The organism is Pseudonocardia yuanmonensis (genome assembly GCF_039542425.1).
Classification (GTDB): domain Bacteria; phylum Actinomycetota; class Actinomycetes; order Mycobacteriales; family Pseudonocardiaceae; genus Pseudonocardia; species Pseudonocardia yuanmonensis.
In genome coordinates, this window is the sequence record NZ_BAABIC010000020.1 from 50,199 (window position 1) to 75,304 (window position 25,106).

The window sequence follows — 25,106 nt, forward strand, 5'->3', positions numbered from 1 at the left end:
CCGGAACTGTCCGCCGCGGCGACGGCCGGCGGATCCGTGAGAACTACCGAGTTTGGCCCCCGGCCCACCGGTGCAGCTCCGTGCGCCGGGCCGCGCCCGTCTTGGCCAGCAGGTTCGCGACGTGCGTCTCCACCGTCCGCCGGGACAGCACCAACCGCTGCGCGATCTCGGGGTTGGTGAGGCCGCGGCCCACGAGCACCAGCACCTCGTACTCGCGCCGGGTCACGCCCTTCTCCCGCAGCCCGGCCGGCACGGTCGTGCCGTGCCGGCCGCGGGTGGGCGCCCCGGCGGCGCGCAGCAGGTCGCGGCAGGTGCGGGCCTGCAGTTCCGCGCCGGCGGCCTCGTGCGCGGCGAGGTCGGCCCGCAGGACGGGGACGGGGTCGTCCCAGCCGTCCCGCACCGCGCACTCCAGCACCATCGGATGGAGCAGGCGCCGCCACCACGCCCGCCGCCCGAGCAGCTCGTCGCCGCGGACGCGGGCCTCCGCCGCCTCCGCCGCCCGCCCGGCACGCCCGGCGGCGACCGCGTCGGCGTAGGCGAGGGCGGCGCGGATCGACCGGGACAGCCCGGACGGATGGGTGGTCAGCTGCGCGCGCGCCCGCTCGCCGCCGTCGAGGACGGCGTGGACCAGCAGCCAGGCGCCGACCGGGGCGAGCAGGGGCGTCGCCCGGTCCTCCAGCACACGGTCGATCTCCGCGTCGAACTCCCGGGCGGCGCGCGGCAGGTCGTGCTCGACCAGCGCACCCACGCCCCGGGCCAGCGCGGTCGTGGCGCGGTTGCCCGGGCTCGGTTCGAGGACGTCGGCGAGGAGGGCCTCGGCGCCGATCGCGTCGCCGCGGGCGGCGAGGGCGGCCGCGGTCTGGATCCGGCCGATGTCCGTGAGGGCCGGCAGGTGCAGGCGCAACGCCGTGTCCAGGGCGCGCCGGGAGTGCACCTCACCCGCGTCCGGACCGTCGGTCATGAGCGCGACGTCGGCCAGGATGATCTCCGCCGACGCCAGGTGGGCGAGCATCCCCACGTCGCGGGTCAGGGTGCAGGCGAGCTCGAGGGTGGGGTGCTCGTCCCCGTCGAGGGCCTCCATCATCCCGGCACCGAACAGCGCGGTGACCCGCCACGGCACCAGGCCGTGCTCGGCGGCGACCTGCGCGGCGCGCCGGAAGGCGGCCGAGGTCGCGGCCAGGTCCGTGCGCCAGCGGGTGCGGGCGAGCACGCCGAGCGCCTCGCACAGGCTCTCCGGGGCCCTCGCGCGCTCCGCCCGCTCCACGGCCCGGGCCGCGAGCTCCGCGGCCTCGTCGACCCGGCCCGCGCCGAAGGCGGCGTCGGCGCGCAGCACCGCCGAGCGCGGGTCGTCGGGCCGCCCGGCCCGCTCGACGAAGTCGTCCGCCACGGTCCACCGCCCGGCGACGACCGCGGTGCGTGCCAGGTCGAGGCACAGGTCGGCGTGCCGGTCCCCGGTGACGCCGGACAGCCGGGCCGCGCCGAGGTCCAGCGCCTCGTGGGCGCGGCCGGTCAGGGTGAGCACCCGGATCCGCTCCCGCAGCACCTCGGTGTCGAGGGGCGGGCCGGGCCCGGCGCGCTCGGCCGCGTCGAGGTGGTCGACGGCCGCGCGCAGCGCGCCCCGCGCGACCTCGGCCCGCGCCTCGCGCAGGTAGAGGGCGGCCGCGCGGTCGGACCGTCCGGCCTCGGCGAACAGCGCGGCCGCGGCCGGGCCGCCACCGGCGGCGGCGAGCACCTCCGCGGCCCGGGCCGCGAGGCGGGCCCGCTCGGCCGGGAGCAGCGCGGCGAGGACCGCCTCCCGGGTCAGGGCGTGCGGCCAGCGCAGCTCCGCCCGGCCCGCTCCGGCCTCGCGCGCCAGCAGACCCTCGCGGACCCCGCCACGCAGCGCCTCGCCGACCTCGTCCTCGCCGAGGCCGGCGACGGGCCCGAGGACCTGCCAGTCCGGGACCGGCCCGAGCACCGCGGCGGCCTCGACCGCCCGCCGGGCCGCCGGCGCCAGCGCGTCGAGCCGGCCCTCGACCAGCGCCGCGAAGGTCGGCGGGACCGCCCGCGCGGGCGCCGCCAGCATCTCCTCGACGACGAACGGCAGCCCCTCCGAGCGGGCGTGCAGGGCGGCGACCTCGTCGTCGGACGGGGGTGAGCCGTCCCGGCAGGCCGCGACCAGCGCCGCGACCCCGGCCGGGTCGAGCGGCCGCAGCTCCAGGACCCGCAGGCCCGGTGCCGTGGCGAGCCGCGTGGCGGCGGGACCGGGACGGGACGACACCGCGACGAGCAGCCCGGGGCCCGCCCCGGTCAGGGACGCGACCGTCGCCAGGGTGTCCCGGTCCGCCCAGTGCAGGTCCTCGAGCCGCAGGACGCAGCCGCCCGGCGCGACCACCCGCAGCAGCCGGCGCAGCCCCTCGCCGAGGACCACGGCCTGGTCGGGGGCCCCGGGACCGGACTCGGGTCCGGTACCGGAGCGCAGCCGCTCCAGGGCCGCGCGGTACGGCCGGACCGCGTCGCCGTCGCCCGCCGGGTCGTCGAGACGGGGGAGGACGGCCTCGGCGAGCGGCCGGAACACGCCGCCACCGGGCACCGCGCGCCCCGTGAGGACGGTGAGCCCGGCGGTCGTCGCCGCCGATGCGATCTCGTCGAGCAGGCGGGTCTTGCCGATCCCGGCCTCGCCGACGACGGCGACCGACCCTCCGCCGCCTGCCGCCGTGGTCGCGACGAGCCGGCGGATCTCGGCCAGCTCGGCCGCCCGTCCGACCAGGACGGGGCTGCGGACGACGGTCTGCACCCGATCAGTGAAGCGCGGTCGGGCGAGGCCGGGAAGCCAATAGGCAGGAGCGTCGATCAGGGGCGCTGATCAGGGGCGTGGCTCAGGGACGCGGCTCCGGGGCGCTCCGCCGGCGGCTGCCAGGCCTGCACCCGGCGCAGCGGGACGTCGGCGAGCACGCCGGGCGTGAGGCGGAGGGCGAGGTCGCGCAGGCCCACGGCGACGGGGGAGGAGGCCTGCGCCACCGCCCCCACCCGTCGGGACGCACGCATCAGCCGCGCGGTGCGGGGCCGGCGGAGCGCGTCGTAGCGGTCCAGCGCGGCGTCCAGCGCCTCGCCCGTCTCGTTCACCGGTGCGCTGCTGGTGCGGGCCCGGACCGCGCGGCCCGGGCCGAGGACGTCGAGCGCGGTGAAGGCGTTGGCCCACAGCGAGATCCCGGCTCCCACGGGTCGGAGCTCGGGTGATCGCTCCAGCACCACGACGTCCGCGCCCGCCCGGCGCAGCCCCGCCGCGACGGCGAGCCCGCCGATCCCGGCGCCGATCACCCGCACCTTCATGCCGGCGCCGCCGCGGGACGGGCGGGCGCCGCGCCGAGCGTGCGGGCGATGCCCTCGGCGTACGGGGTCGGCGTGAAGCCGAACCGGGCGGCGAAGGCGGAGCCGTCGACCACGAACGGCATCTCGAACTGGTAGACCAGCTCGGCGCCCTCGCGGGCCAGGGGCCACAGCAGGCCGAGGACCCGGGCCGTCCGCGCCCCGACGCGGACCAGCGGGGCGCGGCAGCCGGTCCGCCGCCGCAGCTCCGCCACGAACTCGTGCCCGGTCGTCGGCGCGGGGTGGGGCACGTGCCAGACCCGGCCGAGGTCCTCCGCGGGCACCCCGCCCAGCGTGGCGAGCACGCCCGCGAAGTCCTCGACGAAGGTCGGCGTGAGCGGGCGGTCGAGCGCCCCGATCCAGCGCGGCGGTCGACCGGCGGCGGCCGCACCGAACAGGGCTGGCCCGAGCACCGAGTCGACCCGCGGCCCGTACAGCTCGCCGGCGCGGGCGATCACGGTCGGGCAGTCGCCGCGGGCGTGCGCGGCCAGCACCATCTCGGCGAGCCAGGCCCGCAGCACGCCCTTGGCGCTCACCGGCCGCACCGGCGTCGCCTCGGTCATCGGGGCGTCGACGCGCCCGTACATCCACGTGTCGTCGGCGAACACCAGTCGCGCGCCGGCCGACGACGCCCCGGCCAGCGTCCCCCGCACGGCCGCGGGGAAGGCCTCGGTCCAGCGGTCGAAGGGCGGGTTGACGGTGTTGTAGACCGCTGCGGCGCCCGCGCACACCTCGCGCATCCGCCCGGCGTCGGTCGCATCGGCGGCCACGGCGTCGACGCCGGGCCCGCCGCCCCCGCCGCCGCGGCTCACGGCCCGGACGCGGTGCCCCCGTCGCACCAGCTCACGGACGAGCGCGGTGCCCGTCCCCCCGGTCGCACCCACCACCACGTGCAGCTCGGACTGCATGACCCCTCCTCGTCGATGCGCAGACGTATCGTCACGGGTGGCCGCTCCGACACGGCTCCGGGTCCGCTCAGCCGACCCGCCCGGTCAGCAGCCACGCGGCCGACCCGAGGGCGACGCCGCCGGGACCCGCGCCGCGGGCGAGCACCGCCCGCAGGGCCGCGACCGCACGCTCCCGCTCGACGGGCTCCAACCCGGCCAACGCGCCCGCCATCATCCGGCCGATCAGCCCGAACGCCTCCTCGACGTCCCGGCCCAGCACGACCGGCGCCGCGCACGGCTCCACGCGGAACTCCGCGAGCCCCGCGCCCTCGAGCAGGGCCCGGGCCCGATCGGGGTCGGCGAGGGCGAACGCGCCCGGGCCGGGCGGGGGCTCGGGCGGTGTCCGGCCGGTGAGGGCGGTCATCAGGTCGTGCATCCACGGGTTCTCGGCGAGCGACCGCCACACGAGGAACGCCAGCCGGCCGCCCGGCCGCAGGGCGCGCGCGAGGTTCGCGAACGCGGCGGGCGGGTCGCCGAAGAACATCACCCCGCCCCGGCTGACGACCCGGTCGTAGCGACCGCCGAAGTCGTGCACCTGGGCGTCGGCCTCGAGGAACTCGACGCCCGGGATCCCGGCACTGCGCTCGCGCGCGACCTGGAGCATCGGGGCGGAGATGTCCACTCCGGTCGCGGTGCCGCCCGGCGCGACCGCGCCGGCGACCTTGCGGGTGACCGACCCCGTCCCGCAGCCGACGTCGAGCACGTGCAGGCCGGGGGCGAGGTCGGCGGCCGCGAGCAGCGGCGCGTCGTAGCCCGCGGCGGACGCCTCGAACTGGGCGGCCCGGGCCGCCCAGAGCAGCCCTAGGTCCCCGCCCCACTGCGCGCGCTGCTCGGCGTTCGACGCGGCCACGCCGGCCCCGTCCCGGTCCGTGGTCATGGCGTCCCCCCTGGCGTCCCCCTGGTGTGCCGCCGTCGTCGGGGACCACGTGTGGATCTCGCGCGTCGTTACCCGGGAACGACGACGGCCCCGGGCCGGAGCCCGGGGCCGCGCGTCAGGAGGTGCCGGTCAGTCCAGGTAGTCCCGCAGGACCTGCGACCGCGACGGGTGGCGCAGCTTGGACATGGTCTTCGACTCGATCTGGCGGATCCGCTCGCGGGTCACGCCGTAGACCTGGCCGATCTCGTCCAGCGTGCGCGGCTGGCCGTCCGTGAGGCCGAACCGCAGCCGCACGACGCCCGCCTCGCGCTCGGACAGCGTGGCCAGCACCGACTGCAGCTGGTCCTGCAGCAGGGTGAAACTCACCGCGTCGACCGCGACGACCGCCTCGGAGTCCTCGATGAAGTCGCCGAGCTGCGAGTCGCCCTCGTCGCCGATGGTCTGGTCCAGCGAGATGGGCTCCCGGGCGTACTGCTGGATCTCCAGCACCTTCTCCGGGGTGATGTCCATCTCCTTGGCCAGCTCCTCCGGCGTGGGCTCGCGGCCCAGGTCCTGGAGCAGCTCGCGCTGGATGCGGCCGAGCTTGTTGATGACCTCGACCATGTGCACCGGGATGCGGATGGTGCGGGCCTGGTCGGCCATCGCGCGGGTGATGGCCTGCCGGATCCACCACGTCGCGTACGTCGAGAACTTGTAGCCCTTGGTGTAGTCGAACTTCTCGACCGCACGGATCAGGCCCAGGTTGCCCTCCTGGATGAGGTCCAGGAACGCCATCCCGCGGCCGGTGTAGCGCTTGGCCAGCGAGACGACGAGGCGCAGGTTCGCCTCGAGCAGGTGGTTCTTCGCGCGCTCGCCGTCCCGGACGATCCAGCGCAGGTCGCGGCGCAGCTGCGGGGAGAGCTTCTCCGAGGCCTCGATGGCCCGGCGGAGGCGCTCGGCGGCGTAGAGGCCGGCCTCGATCCGCTTGGCGAGCTCGACCTCCTCCTCCGCGTTCAGCAGCGCGACCTTGCCGATCTGCTTGAGGTAGGCGCGGACCGAGTCGGCGGAGGCGGTGAGCTCGGCGTCCTTGCGCGCCTGGCGCAGCGCCTCGGACTCCTCCTCGTCCCAGACGAACTCGGTCGACTTCTGCTGCGAGGAGCGGGTGGTGGGGGCGCGGCGGTTGGCGCCGGTGTTGGCCGGCTCCTCCTCCTCGTCGTCCTCGTCCTCGTCGTCCGAGGAGTCGTCGGTCGCCTCGACCGCGTCCTCCTCGACGTCGTCGATCACGACGTCCTCGAGCTCGACGTCCTCACCGAGGTCGGCCTCGTCGAGGTCGACGGCCTCGTCGTCGCCCTCGGGCGAGGTCGCCTTCTTCTTGGCCGACGTCTTCGGGCCGGTCTTCGCGCCCCCCCGTGGGCGCACCGGCCGGGACTTCGTCGCGGTACCCGCCCCGCGGCCACGACGGGCGGGTGCGGCCGCCGTCTCGTCCACGGTCGAGTCGGTTCGGGTTGCGGAGTCTGCGGCTGCCACCTAGGCCCTCTCGCTGCGTGCGCTTGCGGTCCGCCGGAGCTGCCGAGAACGCGGCGGGCGCTCCGGTCCGGCTGGCTTCGAGTGACTTCGCCTCGCCGGTCGCCGTCGTTTCTCGTGGGGTCGGCGCGCGTCCCGGGGGTGAAGTTCCCGACCATTGTAACTACGGGTTTCCCCGGTGCTCGCGGGTCGAGTCCCCCTCAGGGCACCCGCATCGGTTCAGAGACCCCTCCGGCGGGCCGGACGGGCACGCGCGTGCGCCGGACGGCGGCCGGCGTGACGCGCCGAACCCCTCGTCCACCTGCGGTCTGTGGTCGGATGGGGGTCATGGTCCCGCGCAGCGCCCCCGACGGCGCCGGAGTACCCGGCACGGACACGACCACACTTCCGGACGCCACGGAGCTCGCCGAGCTCCGGCGTGTCGCGGAGCTGGTGGCGGGGGAGGCCGCGGCCCACCTGCGCACCCTGCCCGCCCCCCGGGAGACCGGTGCGGTCGGCACGAAGAGCACGCCCACGGACGTCGTGACGGAGTCCGACCGGGCCCTCGAACGGCTGGTCCGGGACCGGCTCGCGGAGCTGCGGCCCGGCGAGCCGGTGTTCGGCGAGGAGGCCGCGGGCGACGCGGGGGCGGCCCGCTGGGTCGTCGACCCCATCGACGGCACGGTGAACTACCTCTACGGGCTGCCCTGGTACGCGGTGTCCGTCGCGGCCGTGCAGGACGGCGTGTCGCTGGCGGGGGCGGTCGTCGAACCGGCGTCCGGGCGCGTGTGGAGCGCGGCGGCGGGGGCGGGCGCCACCTGTGACGGCGTGCCGCTGCGGGTCACCACCGAGACCGACCTCGCGCAGTCGCTGGTCGCCTGCGGGTTCTCCTACGACGCCCGGCGCCGGGAGCGGCAGGCGGCGATGATGGCGGCGCTGCTCCCGAAGGTGCGCGACCTGCGTCGGACGGGCTCGGCCGCGCTCGACCTGTGCGGGATCGCCGCCGGTCAGCTCGACGCCTACGTGGAGCACGGCATCAACTGGTGGGACTGGGCCGCCGCGGCGCTGGTCGCGCGGGAGGCCGGCGCCGTGGTTCGGGTGCGGCCGGCGCCGGGGCGGCCCCGCACGGACGGCGACGAGCTGGGGGAGGACGTCACGATCGCGGCCGCGCCCGGGGTCGCCGCGGCCTTCGAGGAGCTCCTGCGCGAGGCCGGGGCCGCGGACGTCTGACCGCGGCGGCCGGCGGTTCGCGGGACGGGGCAGCAGGACCGCGCAGCGCGGCAGGCCGTTCGGGCGGGTCAGCAGCTCGCGGTGTCCCGCGCCTCGGCCAGCACCTGCGGGTCGAGCTGCGGGGCCGCCACCTGCTGACCCTCGCCCGTCTCGCCGGAACCCGGGGCGCCGAGCTGCTCCAGGGCGTCGCGCACCGACCGGCCCGGGTTCACGTCCGTGAAGCCCGACCCGACGGCGACGTCGACCGAGTCGTCGCCGCGCTCGTCGCGGACCAGCTCGAGGCAGGGCAGGACGAGCTGCAGCGTGGCGGCCGCGCCCTCGCCGGCCTGCCCGAACCGGAGCTGGCCGTGGCACTCCAGGTCGCCGTTCGGGTAGAGGGGGTCGTTGTCCGGCTGGCGGGCCTCGCCGAACCCGAGGTCGCCGAGCTGGGCGGCGACGAGGTTGGCCTGGCCGCGCTGCCCGCCCGCGTTGAGCACCGTCGCGCGGACGGCGGCCGGCGGCGCGGGGGCGGCCGCGGCGAGCGCGTCGGAGTCGAGCACGTTCCCGGCGGACCCCGCGGCCGGTGTGTTGCACGCGGCGAGGCCGGACTCGGCCGCGGAGTTGAAGAACACGATCGTCCAGGTCACGAGGGCGGCGACGGCGAGCGCCGCGACGGTGATCGCGACCGGCCGGGTCCGCCGCCGCTGGTAGGGGCGCAGGCCGGCGTTCACGCCGCACCCGCCCGACGACCCACCGCACGCACGCACACCCCGCGGATCAGCACGGCGGAACCCTAACGCCCCTGCGTCGCCCCTGTGGGCGGGCGACACGGGTGGGCCGGGTGGAGGGGGCTTGACCGCTCGGCTACCCTCTGCGCGCCGACGGGGGAGCCACGACGTTCGCGGGGCCCGGTCGCGGGGGTCGTCACCGCCTCGCGACCTGGTCCGGTCGAGGCCTGCGTTCTTCCGCAAACGGGTGAGACCGGCGTCACTCCGATGCCGGGCACAAACGCCCGCGGCCGGGACGTTGTGCAGCGGCACGACAGACGACGAAGAGTACTGAGGGTGGGAACGATGGCGACCGACTACGACGCACCGCGGCGCAACGAGGCCGACGACATGGCGGAGGACTCGCTCGACGAGCTCAAGGCCCGTCGGAACGAGGCGCAGTCGTCCGTGGTCGACGTCGACGAGTCGGACACGGCGGAGAGCTTCGAGCTCCCGGGGGCGGACCTCTCGGGCGAGGAGCTCACGGTCAAGGTCCTGCCGAAGCAGGCGGACGAGTTCACCTGTGGCAGCTGCTTCCTGGTGCACCACCGCAGCCGGCTGGCCGAGACCCGCGGCAACCTGTTCATCTGCCGCGACTGCGCGGCCTGACGGGCCGCCGCCGGCCCGACCGGCGTCGACACGCTCGACGGAGAGAGCACGACCACCGACGGAGGGCGTCCCGGGTTCCCGGGGCGCCCCTTTCGGCGTTCTCGGGCCGCTCCGGGCCTCACACGGGCGGCTCCGGGCCTCAGGCGTTCTCGGGGCAGCCCCGGGGGCTTCAGGCGTTCTCGGGGCAGCCTCGGGGGCTTCAGGCGTTCTCGGGGCGCCCCGGGTCCTCAGGCGCGGCCGGCGCCCAGCGCGGCGACCAGCTCCTCCGGACGGCGGCTGCTGACCACCCAGTACGGCACCGGGCTCGCCGGGTCCCGGGTCTCGATCCGCACGACCGGCCCGATCCAGCTGCGGTGCAGCACGAAGGCGATCGGGTCCAGCTCCGGGCCCAGGGCCTGCTGCTTGTCCTTCTTCGCCACGATCTGCGTGCGGCCCACGTGCTCGAGCGCGATCCGCTCGTCGCCCGCCACCAGCTCGGTGTCGGTGACCTGCACCCGGACGCTGCCGAGCCGCCAGACCACCAGCAGCGCCAGCGGGACCAGCACGGCGTAGCCGATCCACGACCGCACCCCGGGATAGCCCATGTGGATCTCGGCGCCCAGCAGCACGGCGACGCCGCCGGCGAACAGGAACCACCAGAGCGGCGTACTCAACCGCTCGTCGAACCCAGGACGGCCGGACGTCGCAGGACCGGCGCTGGACGGGTGCTCGCTCACGACGACCCACTGTAACGTCGCCCGTTGTGCCCGGCCCGATCGATGCTCCCCCGCACGAGCCGATGGTCACGCCGCTCGTCGACGTGCTGCTGACCCGCCTCGACCCCGAGATGCCCCTGCCCGCGTACGCCCGACCCGGCGACGCGGGCGCCGACCTCGCGACCGCGACGGACGTCGTCCTCGCCCCCGGCGAGCGCGCGGTCGTCGGCACCGGGATCGCGATCGCCCTCCCCGTGGGCTACGCCGGATTCGTACACCCGCGCTCCGGCCTGGCCGCCCGTGCGGGCCTGTCGGTCGTCAACACGCCGGGCACGATCGACGCCGGCTACCGCGGCGAGATCAAGGTGTGTCTGATCAATCACGACCCCCGCGCGGAGATCGTGCTGCGGAGGGGTGACCGGATCGCCCAGTTGGTCGTTCAGAAGGTGGAGTACGCGCGCTTCGTCGAGGTGCCCGAGCTCCCGGCCTCCGATCGGGGGACGGGCGGCCACGGGTCGACGGGCGGGCACCACCGGCTGGCGGGAGGGGACGGACCGTGAGCGTCCGCTACGGCGAGGACCTCGAGGACCTGGAGGCCGCGGACCAGGGGGAACCCGGGTACGACGAGTACGACGGTGAGTTCGACGAGGAGGAGTACGACGCGGAGTACGACGGGCCGGACTTCGGCCCGTTCGACGTCGCCAAGCTCGACCCCGAGATGACGGACGCGCTCACGCGGATGGACTTCGGCGCCGTGCAGGTGCCGATCCCGCCGCAGGGCAGTGTCGTCGAGCCGGAGGACGGCTCGCGCCTGTCCGCGGTGCACATCTCGATGCCCGGGGGCGGGCGGCTGTCGCTGTCCGCGCTCGCGGCGCCCCGCTCCGGCGGGTTGTGGAAGGACCTCTGCGAGGAGATCGCGGAGTCGCTGCGCGAGGGCGGCGCGACCGTGCGCTCGTACACCGGCGAGTGGGGCCGGGAGCTGCGGGCCACCACACAGGTCGCGTCCTCGGTGTTCGTGGGCATCGACGGCGAGCGCTGGATGGTCTACGGCGTCGCCGCGGGCCCGGAGGAGCAGGCGGAGCGCCTCGACGCCGAGATGCGGCGGATGCTGCGCGGCACGATCGTGGTGCGCGGCAAGTCGCCGTACCCGCCGCGGACCGTGCTGCCGCTGACGCTGCCGTCGGCGGTCGACGAGGCGTCCGACGTGGCGTCCGACGCGCCGCCGAAGGCCACGCTCACCTTGCGGACCCGGTCCGTGACCCCGGCCGCGGAGGAGTCGTCCCCGGAGGCGACGGAGGGGGCCGCGGCGACCACGGGCTCGGCCCCGGCCGGTCCCGGGCAGGGCGGCGGTGCCCCCGGTGCCCCGACGCCGGCTGCTGCTCCGGTGGCGCCGGCGGCGTCCGCGGGTGGTCAGGGTGCTCCCGCTGCCGCGGGTGGGCCCGGCGGTCCCGGCGTTCCCGGTGGTGCTCCGAACGGTGCCGGTATTCCTGGCGGCCCCGGTGCGCCCGGTGGGCCCGGCGTGCAGCAGCCCGGCTTCGGCGGCCTGCGGCCCGGCGGTCCCGGTGCGGGCGGGCCCGGCGTGGGCGGTTCCGGTGTCGGCGGTTCGGGTGTCGGTGGTCCCGGTGCTCCCGGCGTGGGTGGTCTCGCGGCCGCCGCGCACGGTGGCGGTGCACCAGCCGGCGGGCCGGGTGTCGACGGCCGGTTCGGCGGCCCGGGCGCCGCTGGTGCGGGCACCGGTGGTCCGGGTGCCGGTGGGGTCCCGTTCGGGCGGCCGGTCGGTCACGGCCCGGGCGGTCCGGAGTTCGGCCCGGGCGCTCCCGGCGGTCGGCTGCCCGCTCCGGGCGTCGCCGGTCCGGCCGGTGGCCCTGCGGCGCCAGGTCCCGTCGTCGGCCCCGGTGGTGCCGGAGGCCCGGTTCCCGCTGGTCCGGCGGGTGTGCCCGGCGGTGTCGGTTCCGGTGCCCCCGGCGGTGCCCCGTACGGGGGCCCCTCGCGGGTGCCCGGCAACGGGTTCCGGCCGGCCGACGCGCCGAGCGGCCCGTACGCCTCGCCCGTGAGCGGCCCTGCCGGTCCGGGGACGTACGGCCCGGGCACAGGTGGCCACGGCCCCGGTACCGGCGGCTACGGCCCCGGCGGTTTCAACCCCGGCACCGGCGGCTACGACGCGCCGTCCGGGGCCTCGTTCCCGCCCGCGAACGGCGCTCCCGCCGGGGGTGCCGCCCAGGGCGGTTCGTCCGCGGCGGGTGCCCCGGGCTTCGGCGAGCACCGCCACCCCGGGCCGGCCGCGGGCGCGCAGGCGGGACCCGGTGGGTTCCCGCAGCAGCCGTCGGGCCGGCCTGACGCGCCGTGGGGCACCGACGCCGGTGCCCCGGGCTCCGGTCAGGCGGCCGGCGAGACCCGCGCGCTGCCCGTCGTCGGACGGGGGGCCGATGGTCCCGTGGGACGAGCGGACCGCGCTGCCCGGCCCGCTCCGCGGACCGACCCGCACAGCGGGGGCTGGGCGACCGCCGAGTACCGCCCCGACTGGTCCACGGGCGACAGCCTGTCGACCGCACGCCCGCAGGACGGGTCGACCGGGGGTGCCCGCCACGCGGAGCTGCCCGTCGACCAGCCGAGCGGTGGATGGACGCCCGGCGGCCGGTACGCCGACGCCGGGTCCTCCCGTCACGGCGGCCCGTCCGGCTGGGCCGCGGACCGGCACGGCAACGGCGGCCCGTCCGGCTGGGCCGGGGACCAGCAGGGCGGCGGCAGCCCGTCCGGGTCGGCAGCGAACCAGCAGAGCGGCGCCTGGTCGTCCGGCTGGGGCGGGGACGGGAGCGGCGGTGCCCCGGGCTCGGCCGCGAGCCAGCAGAGTGGCACCTGGTCGACCGCAGCGCCGGAGTCCGGATGGGCCGGGCGCGACGGTCGCTCCACCGGCCCGCAGTTCCCGGACGGCACCGGCGACGCGCAGCGGCCGGGCGCCGGCGGGCAGCCGGGCGGCCGGGCCGACGAGCAGGGGTTCGGTTCGGCTGCGGGCGTCGGCCGGGACCTGGGTCCCTCGGCGTCCGGCCGGGCCTCGGACCAGCAGGGCGGCCGGTCCGGCGGTCCGCAGCACGCGGCCCCGGCACAGGGCGAGGACCCGGGGTGGGCCGCGGAGCGGCCGAACGGTGCGCCGTATCGCGGTCCGGCACCGGCCGGCGAGCGGACCGCCGACCAGGCCGGCCCGGCGCCGTCGGGGAGCGGGGACACCTCGGCGGCCCGGTACAGCGGCTGGGCCGACGAGCAGCCGAGCGGCCGCCGTGCCGCCCCGACGAAGCCGAGCGACGGCTGGCGGCCCACGGTGCACCAGCCGCCGGCCCCGGGCTACGAGACCGTCGACCGGGACTCGGGCCGGCTGCCGCAGTACGGGTACACCGCGTCCGGCTGGTCCTCGAACGGCGGTGGTCGCGAGGTGACCGGGTTCGCGGGCGTCCGGACGGGGCCCGGCTCGCCGGCCGACGTCCCGACCAGCCTGTTCGACGCCCTCATGGCCGAGTCCGCCGACCGCTCCGCCGGGCCCTCCGGCCCGCGCAACGGTCACGGCCCGCGCGACGGTCATGGCCCCGTCGAGGGGCACGGCCCCGTCGAGCGGCACGGCGGGCCGAACGGCCGGCGCGCGGCCGCAGGTCCCGTGAACGGCTTCGGCGGGCCGGGCGGTCGCCCGAACGGCGCCGTGAACGGCTTCGGTGGTCCGGGCGGCCGCCCGAACGGCGCCGTGAACGGCCCTGCCCCTGCCGGGTGGGCGGCCGACGGCCACGGCTCGCCCGGTGGACACGGCTCCGGCGCCCCCGAGCAGTACGGGCAGCTCGGCGGCCCCGAGCAGTACGGGCAGCTCGGCGGCCCCGAGCAGTACGGGCAGCACGGCGCGTCCGAGCCCGGCTCCGGCCAGGGCGAGGGCCACGGCGAGTCCCGGCCGGGGGAGAACCGCCGTCACGGCGGGGGCCCGGGCGCCCGCCCGGCGCTGTCGTTCCTCGACGCCGACCCGCTGAACGGCGCTGATCCCGACCGCGGCCGCCACCGCCGGCCCGAGTAGGTCCGGCCGCCGGCCGCACACCCGTCGCGACCGGCCGCCACACCGCCCGGGAGCGCGGCACATCCCGTCGACCGGATGTGCCGCGCTCCTCCCGTTGTGCCGCCCCGCCCCTCGCTCGCCCCCGCGAGCCCCGCCCACGAGCCGCGCGGCCCCCGAGTCGCGCGCCCCCGAGCCCCGCGCCGACGAGCCCCGCGCCGACGAGCCCGCGCCGACGAGCCGTGCGCCCACCAGCCCACGCGAGCCCGCCCCACGAGCCCCTCCCGGCGAACCTGGCCGACCGAACCCCGAGCGCCGACGACCCCCGAACCCCACGCCCATCGGCTCGCCGAACGGCTGCGAGCAGCGTCACGTCCGTCCGCCGCGACGACGAGCGGGGCGCCGACCCGGGAATCCGCCCGAACAGCCACGAACCGGGCACAGCGGGCCGGCTCACCCGTCCGGGCAGGAGCGTGTCGTCGCGATGATTCAGCCGCTCACCGACCGGGAACCCCGAGAGCGCCGTCAGCAGGACGAGTCCGCTCGTTCGGGGCACACAGACCGTTTCCCCCGCGTTACCCTTGCACGGGCAGCGGCCGGATCAAGGGAGACGGCCCGCGCCCGAGCAGCCGAGGAGAGAGATGGGCAGCACGGACGGTGGGGCGTTCCGCCGCATGCTTCGCAAGCTCACCAGCGACGTCGACGTCCTGGACGCGGACGACCTGTCCGAGGATTCCGAGCGTTCGGGGGCGCAGCGCGCGAGCGAGTGTGCGTGCGGCCAGGAGGTGACCATGCTGGGTCGCCTCCGCAGTGTGGAGTTCTGCCCCGCGGACGACAGCGCGGCGCAGCTCCAGGCGGAGCTGTTCGACGGCACCGAGGGAGTGACGCTGGTCTGGATGGGACGACGCCGGATCCCGGGCATCGAGCCGGGCCGGACGATGCGCGTCCGCGGCCGGATCTCGGTCCGGGACGGGCGCAAGGTCCTGTACAACCCGTACTACGAGATCTGCCAGGCGCAGTGACGCCGGGTCCCGAGGGGGACCCGCCGACCACCCGCATGCCGCGGGTGGCCGGCGAGCCGGCGGACCACGACTCCGAGACGGGCCCGATCCCGCGCGTCGGCGACGGGCCCGCCGCGGACCGTGCCGATGCGTCGGACGAGGTCACGAGCGCCACGGACGGCACGGACGCCGGAAGCGCCGGGGAGTCCGGGCGCAGGCCCACGCTCATGGAGCAGATGGGCGGCGTCTCGGGCATCGTCGCGTCGACGGTGCCGGTGGCGGTCTTCGTCGTCGCCAACGTCCTGTTCGAGCTCAAGCCCGCGCTGATCGCGGCCGTAGTGGCCGGTGTGCTGGTGGCGCTGTTCCGCATCGCCCGCCGGCAGCCGCTGCAGCCCGCGGTGTCCGGGCTGTTCGGCGTGGCCGTGTGCGCCTTCATCGCCTACCGCACCGGCGAGGCCCGCGGCTTCTACCTGCCCGGCCTGCTCTACAGCGCCGCGCTCGGGCTCGCCTTCCTGGTGTCGATCGTGGTGCGGTGGCCGCTCGCCGGCGTGATCTGGCACGCCGTGAACGGCCACGGCCAGGGTTGGCGGCAGAACCCGCGGATGCTCAGGGCCTACAGCTGGGCCAGCGCGCTGTGGGCGCTCGTGTTCGCGGCCCGCCTCGTGGTGCAGGGCTGGCTGTACAACGCCGACGAGGAGACCTGGCTCGGCATCGCCCGGTTGGCCATGGGCTATCCGCTGCTCGGCCTGGCGATCGTCGGGACGGTCGTCGCCGTCCGTCGCGCCGAACGCGCCCCCGCCGGCTGAGAGCGGTTCCGGTCGGCCAGGACGGCGGCGACTCCTCAGGCCTCGACGACCGCCGCCCGGATCTCCTCCTCGACGGCGGCCGTCGCGACGAACAGCAGCTCGTCGCCCGGCTCGAGTGCGTCGTCGGCCTGCGGGACGATCACCCGACCGCCGCGCAGGATCGTGACCAGTGCCGAGTCCGGCGGCAGCGCCAGGTCCCGCACCGGACGCCCGGCGAGCCGGGTGTGGTTGGGCAGCGTGACCTCGACGAGGTTGGCCTGACCCTGGCGCAGGGTGAGCAGCCGGACCAGGTCGCCGACGGCCACGGCCTCCTCGACCAGCGCGGCGAGCAGCCGCGGGGTGGAGACCGAGACGTCGACGCCCCAGTTCTCCCCGAACAGCCACTCGTTGCGCGGGTCGTTGACCCGCGCGACCACCCGGCGCACCGCGAACTCGGTCTTGGCGAGCAGCGAGACGACCAGGTTGACCTTGTCGTCCCCGGTCGCGGCGATCACGACGTCGCAGCTCTCGATGCCGGCGTCCTCGAGTGTCTGGAGCTCGCAGGCGTCGGCGTGCACCCACTCCGCCTCCTCCACGGAGGCGGGGTCGATCTGGCCGAGGTCGCGCTCGATGAGCATGACCTGGTGCTTGTTCTCCACCAGCTCCCGCGCGATGGAGCGGCCGACGGCGCCGGCCCCGGCGATGGCGACCCTCATGACCTCACGCCCTCTCGGTTGTTCAGGAGTCGGCGGGCGGTGCGGCCGCCGCGGCCGTGACGTCGGAGACCGTGCCCGAGACCGCCGCCACGTAGACGACGTCGTCGGCCTGCACGGCCGTCTCGCGAGTGGGCAGCACGCCGGTGCCGAACCGGACGACGAACGCCACCCGCGAGTTCGTCGCCTCCTCCAGCTCGCGGATCGGGCGACCGACCCAGTCCTCGTGCAGCGGCAGGGGCAGGATGGCGACGGTCCCGGCGGGCTCGCGCCAGGCCGTCGCGACGCCGTCGGGCAGCACCATGCGCATGAACCGGTCCGTGGTCCACGGCACGGTGGCGACGGTGGGGATGCCCAGCCGCTCGTAGACCGCGGCGCGCTTGGCGTCGTAGATCCGCGCGACGACCCGCTCCACGCCGAAGGTCTCCCGGGCCACCCGGGCGGACAGGATGTTGGAGTTGTCACCCGAGGAGACGGCGGCGAACGCGTCGGCCTTCTCGATCCCGGCCTCGATCAGCACGTCCCGGTGGAACCCGAACCCGACGACCTGGCGGCCCCGGAAGTCCGTGCCGAGCCGGCGGAAGGCCTGCACGTCCCGGTCGATGACGGAGACCTCGTGACCGAGGCGCTCGAGCCCGGCGGCGAGGGACGCGCCGACGCGGCCGCATCCCATGATCACGACGTACATCGGATGGGCCCTCCCGGGCTCGCTCGGCCTCACGTGGCGACGCGTCCGTCCCGTGGGGACCGCGGCTCGTCGTCGGCGCACGCTATCGCGTAGGTCCGCCGAGCAGAGCATAGGCTTCGGACGTGTCCAAGCTCGGCGTCGCCGTCAAGCGCATCCTGGTCGGTCGCCCCCAGCGCAGTGACCGGCTGCGCAGCACGCTGCTGCCCAAGCGCATCGCGCTGCCGGTGTTCGCCTCCGACGCCATGTCCTCGGTCGCCTACGCGCCCGAGGAGATCTTCCTGACCCTGTCCGTGGCCGGGGTCACCTCGTACGCGCTGTCCCCGTGGATCGGCCTCGCGGTCGTCGTCGTGCTGCTCACGGTGGTCACCAGCTACCGGCAGAACGTGCACGCCTACCCGTCGGGCGGCGGCGACTACGAGGTGGCGACGGTCAACCTCGGCCGCAAGGCCGGGCTCACCGTGGCGAGCGCCCTGCTCGTCGACTACACCCTCACCGTCGCGGTGTCGATCTCGGCGGCCGCGGCCAACGTCGGCGCGCTGATCCCGTTCGTCGCCGAGCACAAGGTGCTGTTCGCGGTGCTCGCGATCACCGTGCTCACCGCGATCAACCTGCGGGGCATCCGGGAGGCCGGGACCGCCTTCGCCGTGCCGGTCTACCTGTTCATGCTGGGCATCGGCACCATGATCGTCTGGGGCCTGACCCGGGTGCTGATCCTCGGCCAGGACGTCGAGACGGCGAGCACGAACCTGCACCTCGTGGCCGAGGGCGACACCTTCACCGGCCTGGCGCTGGTGCTGCTGATCCTGCGCTCGTTCACCCAGGGCGCCGCGGCGCTGACCGGTGTCGAGGCGATCTCCAACGGCGTCCCGGCCTTCCGCAAGCCGAAGTCGCGCAACGCCGCGACCACGCTGCTGCTGCTCGGGCTGATCTCCGTGACGATGTTCATGGGGCTGATCGCGCTGGGCCGGCTCACCGGCGTGCAGATCGCCGAGGACCCCTCCCGCCAGTTCCCCGACGCGCCACCGGGCTACGAGCAGCAGACGATGGTGGCCCAACTGGCCGACGCCGTGTTCTCCGGCTTCCGGCCCGGCTTCTTCTTCGTCGTGATCATGACGGCGCTGATCCTGGTCCTGGCCGCGAACACCGCGTTCAACGGCTTCCCGGTGCTGGGCTCCATCCTGTCCCAGGACCGCTTCCTGCCCCGCCAGCTGCACACCCGCGGCGACCGGCTGGCCTTCTCGAACGGCATCGTGATCCTCGCGGCGTTCGCGGTCGTGCTGGTGATCGGCTTCCAGGCCGAGGTCACCCGGCTGATCCCGCTGTACACGGTCGGCGTCTTCGTGTCGTTCACGCTCAGCCAGGCGGGCATGGTCCGACACTGGAACCGCGAGCTCGCCTCGACCACGGAGCCGCGCGAACGGGCCCGGATGCGCCGCTCGCAGACGATCAACGGCTTCGGCGCGATCATGACGGGGCTGGTGCTGCTCACCGTCCTGATCACGAAGTTCACCCTGGGCGCCTGGATCACGATCGTGGCGATGGGCGGGTTCTTCCTGCTCATGGTCACGATCCAGAAGCACTACGACCGGGTGTCGGCGGAGCTGGTGGCGGGCGAGTCGGACACGGTGATGCCCTCGCGCAACCACGCCGTCGTGCTGGTGTCCACGCTGCACAAGCCCACGCTGCGGGCGCTGTCGTACGCCCGGGCGACGCGGCCGGACGTCCTGGAGGCGGTGACCGTCAACGTCGACGACGCCGACACCAAGAAGCTGGTCAGCGACTGGGGCAAGCGGAAGATCCCGGTGAAGCTCAAGGTGGTCGAGTCGCCGTACCGCGAGATCACGCGCCCGGTCCTGGACTACGTCAAGCGCATCCGCTCGGACAACCCGCGGGACGTCGTGACGGTGTACATCCCGGAGTACGTCGTGGGGCACTGGTGGGAGCAGTTGCTGCACAACCAGTCCGCGCTGCGACTGAAGAGCCGGCTGCTGTTCCAGCCGGGAGTGATGGTCACGAGCGTGCCCTGGCAGCTGGCCTCCTCCGCCGCCGCGCACCCGCTCTCGCCGCACTTCGCGCCCGGTGCCTCGCGCCGCGGCTACCCGTCCATGGAACAGCTGCCCGGCGAGCAGACGCCGAGCGCCACCCGCAGCACCGGCACCCGCGACACCCCCGGCCACCCGGACGCGACCTCGAGGAAGGACACCGGTGACCCGGTCCGCTGAGCGCACCCTGGACTGGACCGACCGCGTCCTCGAGCTGGAGGTCGGCCCGGTCGCCCACGGCGGGCACTGCGTGGCCCGGCACGAGGGCCGTGTGCTGTTCGTGCGGCACGCGCTGCCCGGCGAGCGGGTCCGGGCGGTGGTGACCGAGGACCAGGGCGGGTCGTTCTGCCTCGCCGACGCGATCTCCGTGCTGGAGGCCTCGCCGGACCGGGTGCCGGCCCCGTGCCCGTGGGCGCGCGCCGGCGGCTGCGGGGGGTGCGACTTCCAGCACGTCGCCCCGCCCGCGCAGCGGGCGCTGAAGACCACCGTGCTGCGCGAGCAGCTCACCCGCCTCGGCGGCCTGAGCGGCGGGCTCGCCGAGACGGTCGAGGTCGAGGAGCTGCCGGGCGGGCCGTTGGGGTGGCGGCAGCGGCTGCGCCTGGCGGTCGACGACGAGGGCCGGGCCGGGCTGCGCGCCCACCACAGCCACGAGGTCGTCCCGATCTCGGACTGCCTGCTCGCGCCCGCCGGGCTGCTCGACGACCTGCTCGAGCGGCGGTGGCGGCCCGGCGACGAGATCGAGGTGGCGGTCGACGCGCACGGCGAGCGGCACCTGGGCTCGGGCGTGCCGCCGGGGGAGCGCAGCACCTCCGTGCAGCACGCCGCCGGGCGTGACTGGCAGCTGTCGCCCGGGGCCTTCTGGCAGGTGCACCCCGAGCTGGCCGACACCCTCGTCGAGGTGGTGCGGGAGTGGGCCGCGGCGCCCGCCGGCGGGACCGCGTGGGACCTGTACGGCGGCGTCGGGCTGTTCGCGGCGGTGCTGGCCGGGCAGGTGGGACCCGAGGGCGCGGTGACGGTCGTCGAGTCGGCGCGGCAGGCCGTGGCGGACGGCGAGCGCGCGCTGCGCGACCTGCCGCAGGTCGCCTTCCGCTCCGGCCGCGTGGAGCGGGTGATCACCGAGCTGCCCGACCCGGCGGTCGTCGTCGCCGATCCGCCGCGCAAGGGGCTGGGCAAGGCGATGGTCGAGGAGCTGTGCGCGCGGGGGCCGGAGCGCATCGTGTACGTGGCCTGCGACCCCGCCGCCCTGGGCCGGGACGTGAAGCTCTTCGCCGACCGGGGTTACGCCCTCACGGCCCTGCGCTCCTTCGACGCCTTCCCGATGACGCACCACCTGGAGTCCGTGGCGCTCCTCGAACCCGTGAGCGCCGAGCGCCCCTAGAGCGCACCCGCCACGCACGACCCGCGCCGACCAGCGAGAAACGGCAGACAGGAGGATCATGGGCATCGCCGAGTACGTCGAGGGCTGGGAGCCGGGACCGGTCGAGGTGCGCGAGGTGCTGGACCGCACCCCGTCCGACGCCTTCGCGGGCCTCCTCGACCAGCCCTCGCCGATCGACGCCACGGGCCAGGGCTCGACCGCGCTCCCGCCGCTGTGGACCGCGTTCCACTTCCTGGAGCGCCCGGCCACCTCCGAGCTCGGCGAGGACGGGCACCCGCGGGAGGGGCACTTCCTGCCGCCGATCCCGAACCGGCGGCGCATGTTCGCGGGCGGGCGGCTCACCGTGCACTCCCCGCTGCGTGTCGGGGACGACGTGGTGCGGCGCAGCGCGCTGAGGTCGGTCACGCCGAAGTCGGGGCGTTCCGGGGACATGCTCTTCGTGACCCTGGCCCACGAGTACCTGCGCGAGGGCGAGGTGGCCCAGGTCGAGGAGCACGACGTCGTCTACCGGGAGCAGGAGCCCGGCGCCGAGCGCGCCGCGGCCCCGACGGCCCCGGAGCCGCGCGAGCCCGAGCCGGCCGCGCCGGGGGAGTGGCAGGCCGTGCTGCGCCCCGACGAGGTGCTGCTGTTCCGGATGAGCGCGCTGACCTACAACGCCCACCGCATCCACCACGACCTGCCCTACACCCGCGAGGTCGAGGGCTTCCCGGGGCTGGTGGTGCACGGGCCGCTGCTCGCGCTGATGTTGCTGGAGCTGCCCCGCCGGTTCGCGCCGGACCGCCAGGTCGCGGAGTTCTCCTACCGGCTGCGCCGCCCCGCGTTCGCCGGCGCGCCGGTGGTCGCGACGGGCAAGCCGGACGGCTCCGACCTGGTCTGCGGCGTGCCGGGCGCCGACCCGAGCATCACGGGCCAGGTCACCTTCGCCTGATCGGCCGCGGTCCGCGGCCTCCGGCCGGCCTGCCCGGCGCCGGACCCGACCCCACCCGTACCGGGCCGGGGGGCGCCCGGGGAGGATGGGGGAGTGACAGGTTCGGTTCCCGCAGCGGCCCCCGCGGCCCCCGCCCGGGCGGCGTCGGCCCCGCAGCAGTCCCCGGTCCAGAGCCCCGCCCAGCCGTCGATCGAGCAGCGCATCGCCGACGAGCTGGGCGTCCGGCGGCACCAGGTCGCCGCGGCCGTCGACCTCCTCGACGAGGGGTCGACCGTCCCGTTCGTGGCGCGCTACCGGAAGGAGGCCACGGGCGGGCTGGACGACGCCCAGCTCCGTACCCTCGAGGAGCGGCTGCGCTACCTGCGCGAGCTGGAGGAGCGGCGCACCGCCGTCCTCGAGGAGATCCGCAAGCAGGGCAAGCTCACCCCCGAGCTGGAGCAGCAGGTCCTGGCGGCCGAGTCGAAGGCCCGGCTCGAGGACGTCTACCTGCCGTACAAGCCCAAGCGCCGCACCAAGGCCATGATCGCCCGGGAGAACGGCCTCGAGCCGCTCGCCGACGCGCTGCTCGCCGACCCGACGCTCATCCCCGAGGAGGAGGCGGCGAAGTACCTCGGGGAGAACGTCGCGGACGCCGCCGCCGCGCTCGAGGGCGCCCGCGCGATCCTCGTCGAGCGGTTCTCCGAGGAGCCCGACCTCATCGGTGGCCTGCGCGAGCGGATGTGGAGCCGCGGCGTGCTGGTCTCCAAGGTCCGCCCGGGCAAGGAGACCGAGGGCGCGAAGTTCGCCGACTACTTCGACTTCTCCGAGCCGTTCACCTCGCTGCCGAGCCACCGCATCCTGGCGGTGTTCCGCGGCGAGAAGGAGGAGATCCTCGACGTCTCGCTGGAGCCCGACGCCGAGCCGGCCGAGCCGGGCGTGCGCACGGACTGGGAGACCCTGATCGCCGCCCACGTGGGCATCTCCGACCAGGGGCGACCCGCGGACCGGTGGCTCAACGACGTGGTGCGCTGGACCTGGCGCACGCGCATCCTGCTCCACCTGGGCATCGACATCCGGGTCCGGCTGCGCACCGCCGCGGAGGAGGGCGCGATCGGCGTCTTCGCCTCCAACCTGCGCGACCTGCTGCTCGCCGCGCCCGCCGGGACCCGGGCGACGATGGGCCTGGACCCGGGCCTGCGCACCGGCGTGAAGGTCGCCGTGGTCGACGCGACCGGCAAGGTCGTCGCCACCGACACCGTCTACCCGCACGAGCCGCGGAAGGACTGGAACGGGGCGCTGGCCACGCTCACGAAGCTGGCCACGGCGCACGGCGTCCAGCTGATCGCGATCGGCAACGGCACCGCCTCCCGGGAGACGGACAAGCTCGCGGGTGAGCTCGTGGCGATGAACCCCGGCCTGAAGATGACCAAGGTCGTGGTCAGCGAGGCGGGCGCGTCGGTCTACTCGGCCTCGGCGTACGCGTCGGCCGAGCTGCCGAACCTGGACGTGTCGCTGCGCGGCGCGGTCTCCATCGCCCGCCGGTTGCAGGACCCGCTCGCCGAGCTGGTGAAGATCGACCCGAAGTCCATCGGCGTGGGGCAGTACCAGCACGACCTGCCCGAGGCGTCGCTGTCCCGCTCGCTCGACGCGGTCGTCGAGGACTGTGTGAACGCCGTCGGCGTGGACCTCAACAGCGCCTCCGCCCCGCTGCTGCGCCGGGTGTCGGGCATCAGCGAGTCCCTGGCGGCGGCGATCGTGGGCCACCGGGACGCCAACGGGCCCTTCCGCACCCGGACCGCGCTCGTCGACGTCCCGCGGCTGGGCCCGAAGGCCTTCGAGCAGTGCGCCGGCTTCCTCCGGATCCGGGGCGGCGACGAGCCGCTCGACGTCTCCGGCGTGCACCCCGAGGCCTACCCGGTGGTCCGGAAGATGGTCGACGCGGCCAAGGTCGGCATCGACGAGCTCATCGGCAACAGCACGAAGCTGAAGAACCTGCAGCCCCAGCGGTTCGTCGACGACCGGTTCGGGCTGCCGACCGTCACCGACATCCTCGCCGAGCTGGAGAAGCCGGGCCGCGACCCCCGCCCGGCCTTCCGCACGGCCACCTTCGCCGAGGGCGTCCACAAGATCGCGGACCTGCGCCCGGGCATGGTGCTCGAGGGCGTGGTGACGAACGTCGCCGCGTTCGGTGCGTTCGTCGACGTCGGCGTGCACCAGGACGGGCTCGTGCACGTCTCGGCGATGTCCAGCCAGTTCGTGTCGGACCCGCGCGAGGTCGTGAAGTCCGGCGACGTCGTCAAGGTCAAGGTGCTCGACGTCGACGAGGACCGGAAGCGGATCTCGCTGACCCTGCGCCTGGACGACGAGCCGGGCAAGGGCGGCGCCGGCGGCGGCCGGCAGCGCGGCGGCGGGGACCGCCAGCGCGGCGACCGGGACCGCCAGGGTGGCGGCCGGAACCAGGGCGGCCAGGGCGGACGCGGCGGCCAGGGTGGCCAGGGTGGTCAGGGTGGTCAGGGTGGTCAGGGTGGTCAGGGTGGTCAGGGCGGCCGGGGTGGTCAGGGCCGGCAGGGCCAGGGCGGCCGGCAGGGCGGCCAGCGCAACCGGCAGGAGAAGCCCGCCCCGCTGAACAACGCGATGGCGGACGCCCTCAAGCGTGCCGGCTTCAAGTGACCCGCTGAGCAGCACGAACGGCACTCTCGCTCACTAGGTGTGAGCGAGAGTGCCGTTCGTGCATGCGGGCGGCTAGGCGACGAGGCGGCGGGTGAGCAGGTCGAGGTCGTCGGGGTCCGTGCCGTGGTCCAGCAGGTGGCCGCGGATCCCGTCGGGGTGGGCGTCCATCTCGTCGAGCACCGCCTCCAGGGCGGCGCGGTCGACGCCGAGCAGGCCCTCGACGTCGTCCGGCATCGGGACGCCGGTGGCCTCCAGCCGCGCCCACAGCCGCTCGAGGTTCTGGTTCGTGCGCAGGTAGTCGGCCACCACGTGCTCGCGCGGCACGCCGACGACCCCGAGCACCACGGCCGTCACGATCCCGGTGCGGTCCTTGCCCGCCGCGCAGTGCACCAGCACCGGCCCGCGCGAGCGCGCGACGATCCGCACGATCCGGGCCAGCTCCGGGGCGGCCTCGGTGACGAGCAGCCGGTAGGCCCAGGCGATGTCGCGCTCGTGGGCGGGAACGGCCGCGACGACCTCGGGCGCGAGCGAGGCGCCGAGCGGCACCTCGTGGACCTCGGCCGTCCGGGCCAGCGGGTGCGTGCGCCCGCGGGTCTCCGCCCGGGACCGCAGGTCGACGACGGTGCCGGGGACGAGGGGCGTGACGTCGCCGAACTGGGGGGCGTCGCTGCGCAGGTACTCGCCGGCGCGAAGGCGGCGCCCGTCGACGGTGGGCAGGCCACCGACGTCACGCAGGTTGGCCGGGGTGCGCAGGTCCGGGGGCAGCGAGAGGGTCACCCGTCCGAGGTTCCCCGGCAGGGGTGAACCGCAGGTGGAATCGTGATCGGCGGCACGTCCGGCGCGGCCGGGAGCACAGCGGGGAACATCGTCGCCGGGGGTCCTGTTGCACAGGGTGGCGGACGGCACCACCGGCCGCCGTGATCCCCCCGCGACCCGACGTGTGACAATGGGTCCTGTCGGCTGT

General features: G+C 75.9%; 20 protein-coding genes. 10 read left to right on the forward strand and 10 right to left on the reverse strand.

What is annotated here, in order from left to right:
• Nucleotides 1–43: 43 nt before the first annotated feature.
• The 5 genes from ABD990_RS25285 to ABD990_RS25305 form a co-directional block, all read right to left on the reverse strand.
• On the reverse strand, nucleotides 44–2,776 hold the full coding sequence (locus ABD990_RS25285; protein ID WP_345383241.1) for an ATP-binding protein: 2,733 nt from the start codon (nucleotides 2,774–2,776) through the stop codon (nucleotides 44–46).
• A gap of 56 nt (nucleotides 2,777–2,832) precedes the next feature.
• Entirely contained in the window at nucleotides 2,833–3,312 is a 480-nt protein-coding gene (locus ABD990_RS25290; protein ID WP_345383242.1) for an NAD(P)-binding protein, read from the reverse strand.
• Nucleotides 3,309–4,256 (reverse strand): NAD-dependent epimerase/dehydratase family protein, encoded by a 948-nt coding sequence (locus tag ABD990_RS25295; RefSeq protein WP_345383243.1) that lies wholly within the window; start codon nucleotides 4,254–4,256, stop codon nucleotides 3,309–3,311. The genes ABD990_RS25290 and ABD990_RS25295 overlap by 4 nt, the downstream gene beginning before the upstream one ends.
• 67 nt (nucleotides 4,257–4,323) lie before the next feature.
• A complete protein-coding gene (locus ABD990_RS25300; protein WP_345383244.1) occupies nucleotides 4,324–5,172 on the reverse strand; it encodes a class I SAM-dependent methyltransferase in 849 nt (282 codons plus the stop codon).
• A gap of 129 nt (nucleotides 5,173–5,301) precedes the next feature.
• Nucleotides 5,302–6,678, reverse strand: coding sequence for an RNA polymerase sigma factor (locus ABD990_RS25305; RefSeq protein ID WP_345383245.1), 1,377 nt, complete (start codon nucleotides 6,676–6,678; stop codon nucleotides 5,302–5,304).
• A 324-nt stretch (nucleotides 6,679–7,002) separates the two neighbouring features.
• Between ABD990_RS25305 and ABD990_RS25310 the strand changes: the two genes are divergently transcribed.
• Nucleotides 7,003–7,884, forward strand: coding sequence for an inositol monophosphatase family protein (locus ABD990_RS25310; RefSeq protein WP_345383246.1), 882 nt, complete (start codon nucleotides 7,003–7,005; stop codon nucleotides 7,882–7,884).
• 68 nt (nucleotides 7,885–7,952) lie between these two features.
• On the opposite strand, the gene cei is transcribed toward ABD990_RS25310, so the two are convergent.
• Nucleotides 7,953–8,594: an envelope integrity protein Cei gene (gene cei / locus ABD990_RS25315; protein WP_345383247.1), complete on the reverse strand. Its 642-nt coding sequence runs from the start codon at nucleotides 8,592–8,594 to the stop codon at nucleotides 7,953–7,955.
• Between the two features lie 342 nt (nucleotides 8,595–8,936).
• Between cei and ABD990_RS25320 the strand changes: the two genes are divergently transcribed.
• On the forward strand, nucleotides 8,937–9,239 hold the full coding sequence (locus ABD990_RS25320) for a DUF4193 domain-containing protein (RefSeq protein WP_232872866.1): 303 nt from the start codon (nucleotides 8,937–8,939) through the stop codon (nucleotides 9,237–9,239).
• 227 nt (nucleotides 9,240–9,466) lie between these two features.
• Here ABD990_RS25320 and ABD990_RS25325 read toward each other — a convergent pair whose 3' ends face one another.
• On the reverse strand, nucleotides 9,467–9,955 hold the full coding sequence (locus tag ABD990_RS25325) for a DUF3093 domain-containing protein (protein ID WP_345383248.1): 489 nt from the start codon (nucleotides 9,953–9,955) through the stop codon (nucleotides 9,467–9,469).
• Nucleotides 9,956–10,017: 62 nt separating this feature from the next.
• Here ABD990_RS25325 and dut point away from each other — a divergent pair, with 62 nt between their 5' ends.
• From dut to ABD990_RS25345, 4 genes are all read left to right on the forward strand, one after another.
• Nucleotides 10,018–10,494, forward strand: coding sequence for a dUTP diphosphatase (gene dut, locus ABD990_RS25330; protein ID WP_345383304.1), 477 nt, complete (start codon nucleotides 10,018–10,020; stop codon nucleotides 10,492–10,494).
• Nucleotides 10,491–13,982, forward strand: coding sequence for a DUF3710 domain-containing protein (locus ABD990_RS25335; protein WP_345383249.1), 3,492 nt, complete (start codon nucleotides 10,491–10,493; stop codon nucleotides 13,980–13,982). The genes dut and ABD990_RS25335 overlap by 4 nt, the downstream gene beginning before the upstream one ends.
• A 617-nt stretch (nucleotides 13,983–14,599) precedes the next feature.
• On the forward strand, nucleotides 14,600–14,980 hold the full coding sequence (locus tag ABD990_RS25340; protein ID WP_345383250.1) for an OB-fold nucleic acid binding domain-containing protein: 381 nt from the start codon (nucleotides 14,600–14,602) through the stop codon (nucleotides 14,978–14,980).
• The gene (locus ABD990_RS25345) at nucleotides 14,977–15,765 is read left to right on the forward strand and encodes a DUF3159 domain-containing protein (RefSeq protein ID WP_345383251.1); all 789 of its coding nucleotides are present in this window, start codon (nucleotides 14,977–14,979) and stop codon (nucleotides 15,763–15,765) included. The genes ABD990_RS25340 and ABD990_RS25345 overlap by 4 nt, the downstream gene beginning before the upstream one ends.
• A gap of 35 nt (nucleotides 15,766–15,800) precedes the next feature.
• Here the strand turns inward: ABD990_RS25345 and ABD990_RS25350 are convergent, their stop codons facing one another.
• Nucleotides 15,801–16,460 (reverse strand): potassium channel family protein, encoded by a 660-nt coding sequence (locus ABD990_RS25350; RefSeq protein ID WP_345383252.1) that lies wholly within the window; start codon nucleotides 16,458–16,460, stop codon nucleotides 15,801–15,803.
• 22 nt (nucleotides 16,461–16,482) lie between these two features.
• Nucleotides 16,483–17,145, reverse strand: coding sequence for a potassium channel family protein (locus tag ABD990_RS25355; protein ID WP_345383253.1), 663 nt, complete (start codon nucleotides 17,143–17,145; stop codon nucleotides 16,483–16,485).
• Nucleotides 17,146–17,267: 122 nt separating this feature from the next.
• Between ABD990_RS25355 and ABD990_RS25360 the strand changes: the two genes are divergently transcribed.
• From ABD990_RS25360 to ABD990_RS25375, 4 genes are all read left to right on the forward strand, one after another.
• On the forward strand, nucleotides 17,268–19,367 hold the full coding sequence (locus tag ABD990_RS25360; RefSeq protein ID WP_345383254.1) for an APC family permease: 2,100 nt from the start codon (nucleotides 17,268–17,270) through the stop codon (nucleotides 19,365–19,367).
• Nucleotides 19,351–20,565, forward strand: coding sequence for a class I SAM-dependent RNA methyltransferase (locus tag ABD990_RS25365; RefSeq protein ID WP_345383255.1), 1,215 nt, complete (start codon nucleotides 19,351–19,353; stop codon nucleotides 20,563–20,565). The genes ABD990_RS25360 and ABD990_RS25365 overlap by 17 nt, the downstream gene beginning before the upstream one ends.
• Before the next feature lie 58 nt (nucleotides 20,566–20,623).
• Nucleotides 20,624–21,493 carry an HTD2 family dehydratase gene (locus ABD990_RS25370; RefSeq protein WP_345383256.1) on the forward strand — a complete coding sequence of 290 codons (870 nt, stop codon included), beginning with the start codon at nucleotides 20,624–20,626 and terminating at the stop codon, nucleotides 21,491–21,493.
• Between the two features lie 189 nt (nucleotides 21,494–21,682).
• Nucleotides 21,683–24,142: a Tex family protein gene (locus ABD990_RS25375; RefSeq protein ID WP_345383305.1), complete on the forward strand. Its 2,460-nt coding sequence runs from the start codon at nucleotides 21,683–21,685 to the stop codon at nucleotides 24,140–24,142.
• A 72-nt stretch (nucleotides 24,143–24,214) separates the two neighbouring features.
• On the opposite strand, the gene ABD990_RS25380 is transcribed toward ABD990_RS25375, so the two are convergent.
• Nucleotides 24,215–24,919, reverse strand: a complete 705-nt coding sequence (locus ABD990_RS25380) for a tyrosine-protein phosphatase (protein ID WP_345383257.1) — start codon at nucleotides 24,917–24,919, stop codon at nucleotides 24,215–24,217.
• Nucleotides 24,920–25,106: the final 187 nt, after the last annotated feature.

Bases quoted from the DNA above. Each gene is read 5' to 3' on its own strand.
- dut (WP_345383304.1), top strand. From the start codon at position 10,018: ATGGTCACGCCGCTCGTCGACGTGCTGCTGACCCGCCTCGACCCCGAG.
- ABD990_RS25320 (WP_232872866.1), top strand. From the start codon at position 8,937: ATGGCGACCGACTACGACGCACCGCGGCGCAACGAGGCCGACGACATG.
- ABD990_RS25300 (WP_345383244.1), bottom strand. From the start codon at position 5,172: ATGACCACGGACCGGGACGGGGCCGGCGTGGCCGCGTCGAACGCCGAG.
- ABD990_RS25370 (WP_345383256.1), top strand. From the start codon at position 20,624: ATGGGCATCGCCGAGTACGTCGAGGGCTGGGAGCCGGGACCGGTCGAG.
- ABD990_RS25355 (WP_345383253.1), bottom strand. From the start codon at position 17,145: ATGTACGTCGTGATCATGGGATGCGGCCGCGTCGGCGCGTCCCTCGCC.
- ABD990_RS25340 (WP_345383250.1), top strand. From the start codon at position 14,600: ATGGGCAGCACGGACGGTGGGGCGTTCCGCCGCATGCTTCGCAAGCTC.
- ABD990_RS25295 (WP_345383243.1), bottom strand. From the start codon at position 4,256: ATGCAGTCCGAGCTGCACGTGGTGGTGGGTGCGACCGGGGGGACGGGC.
- ABD990_RS25350 (WP_345383252.1), bottom strand. From the start codon at position 16,460: ATGAGGGTCGCCATCGCCGGGGCCGGCGCCGTCGGCCGCTCCATCGCG.
- ABD990_RS25310 (WP_345383246.1), top strand. From the start codon at position 7,003: ATGGTCCCGCGCAGCGCCCCCGACGGCGCCGGAGTACCCGGCACGGAC.
- ABD990_RS25290 (WP_345383242.1), bottom strand. From the start codon at position 3,312: ATGAAGGTGCGGGTGATCGGCGCCGGGATCGGCGGGCTCGCCGTCGCG.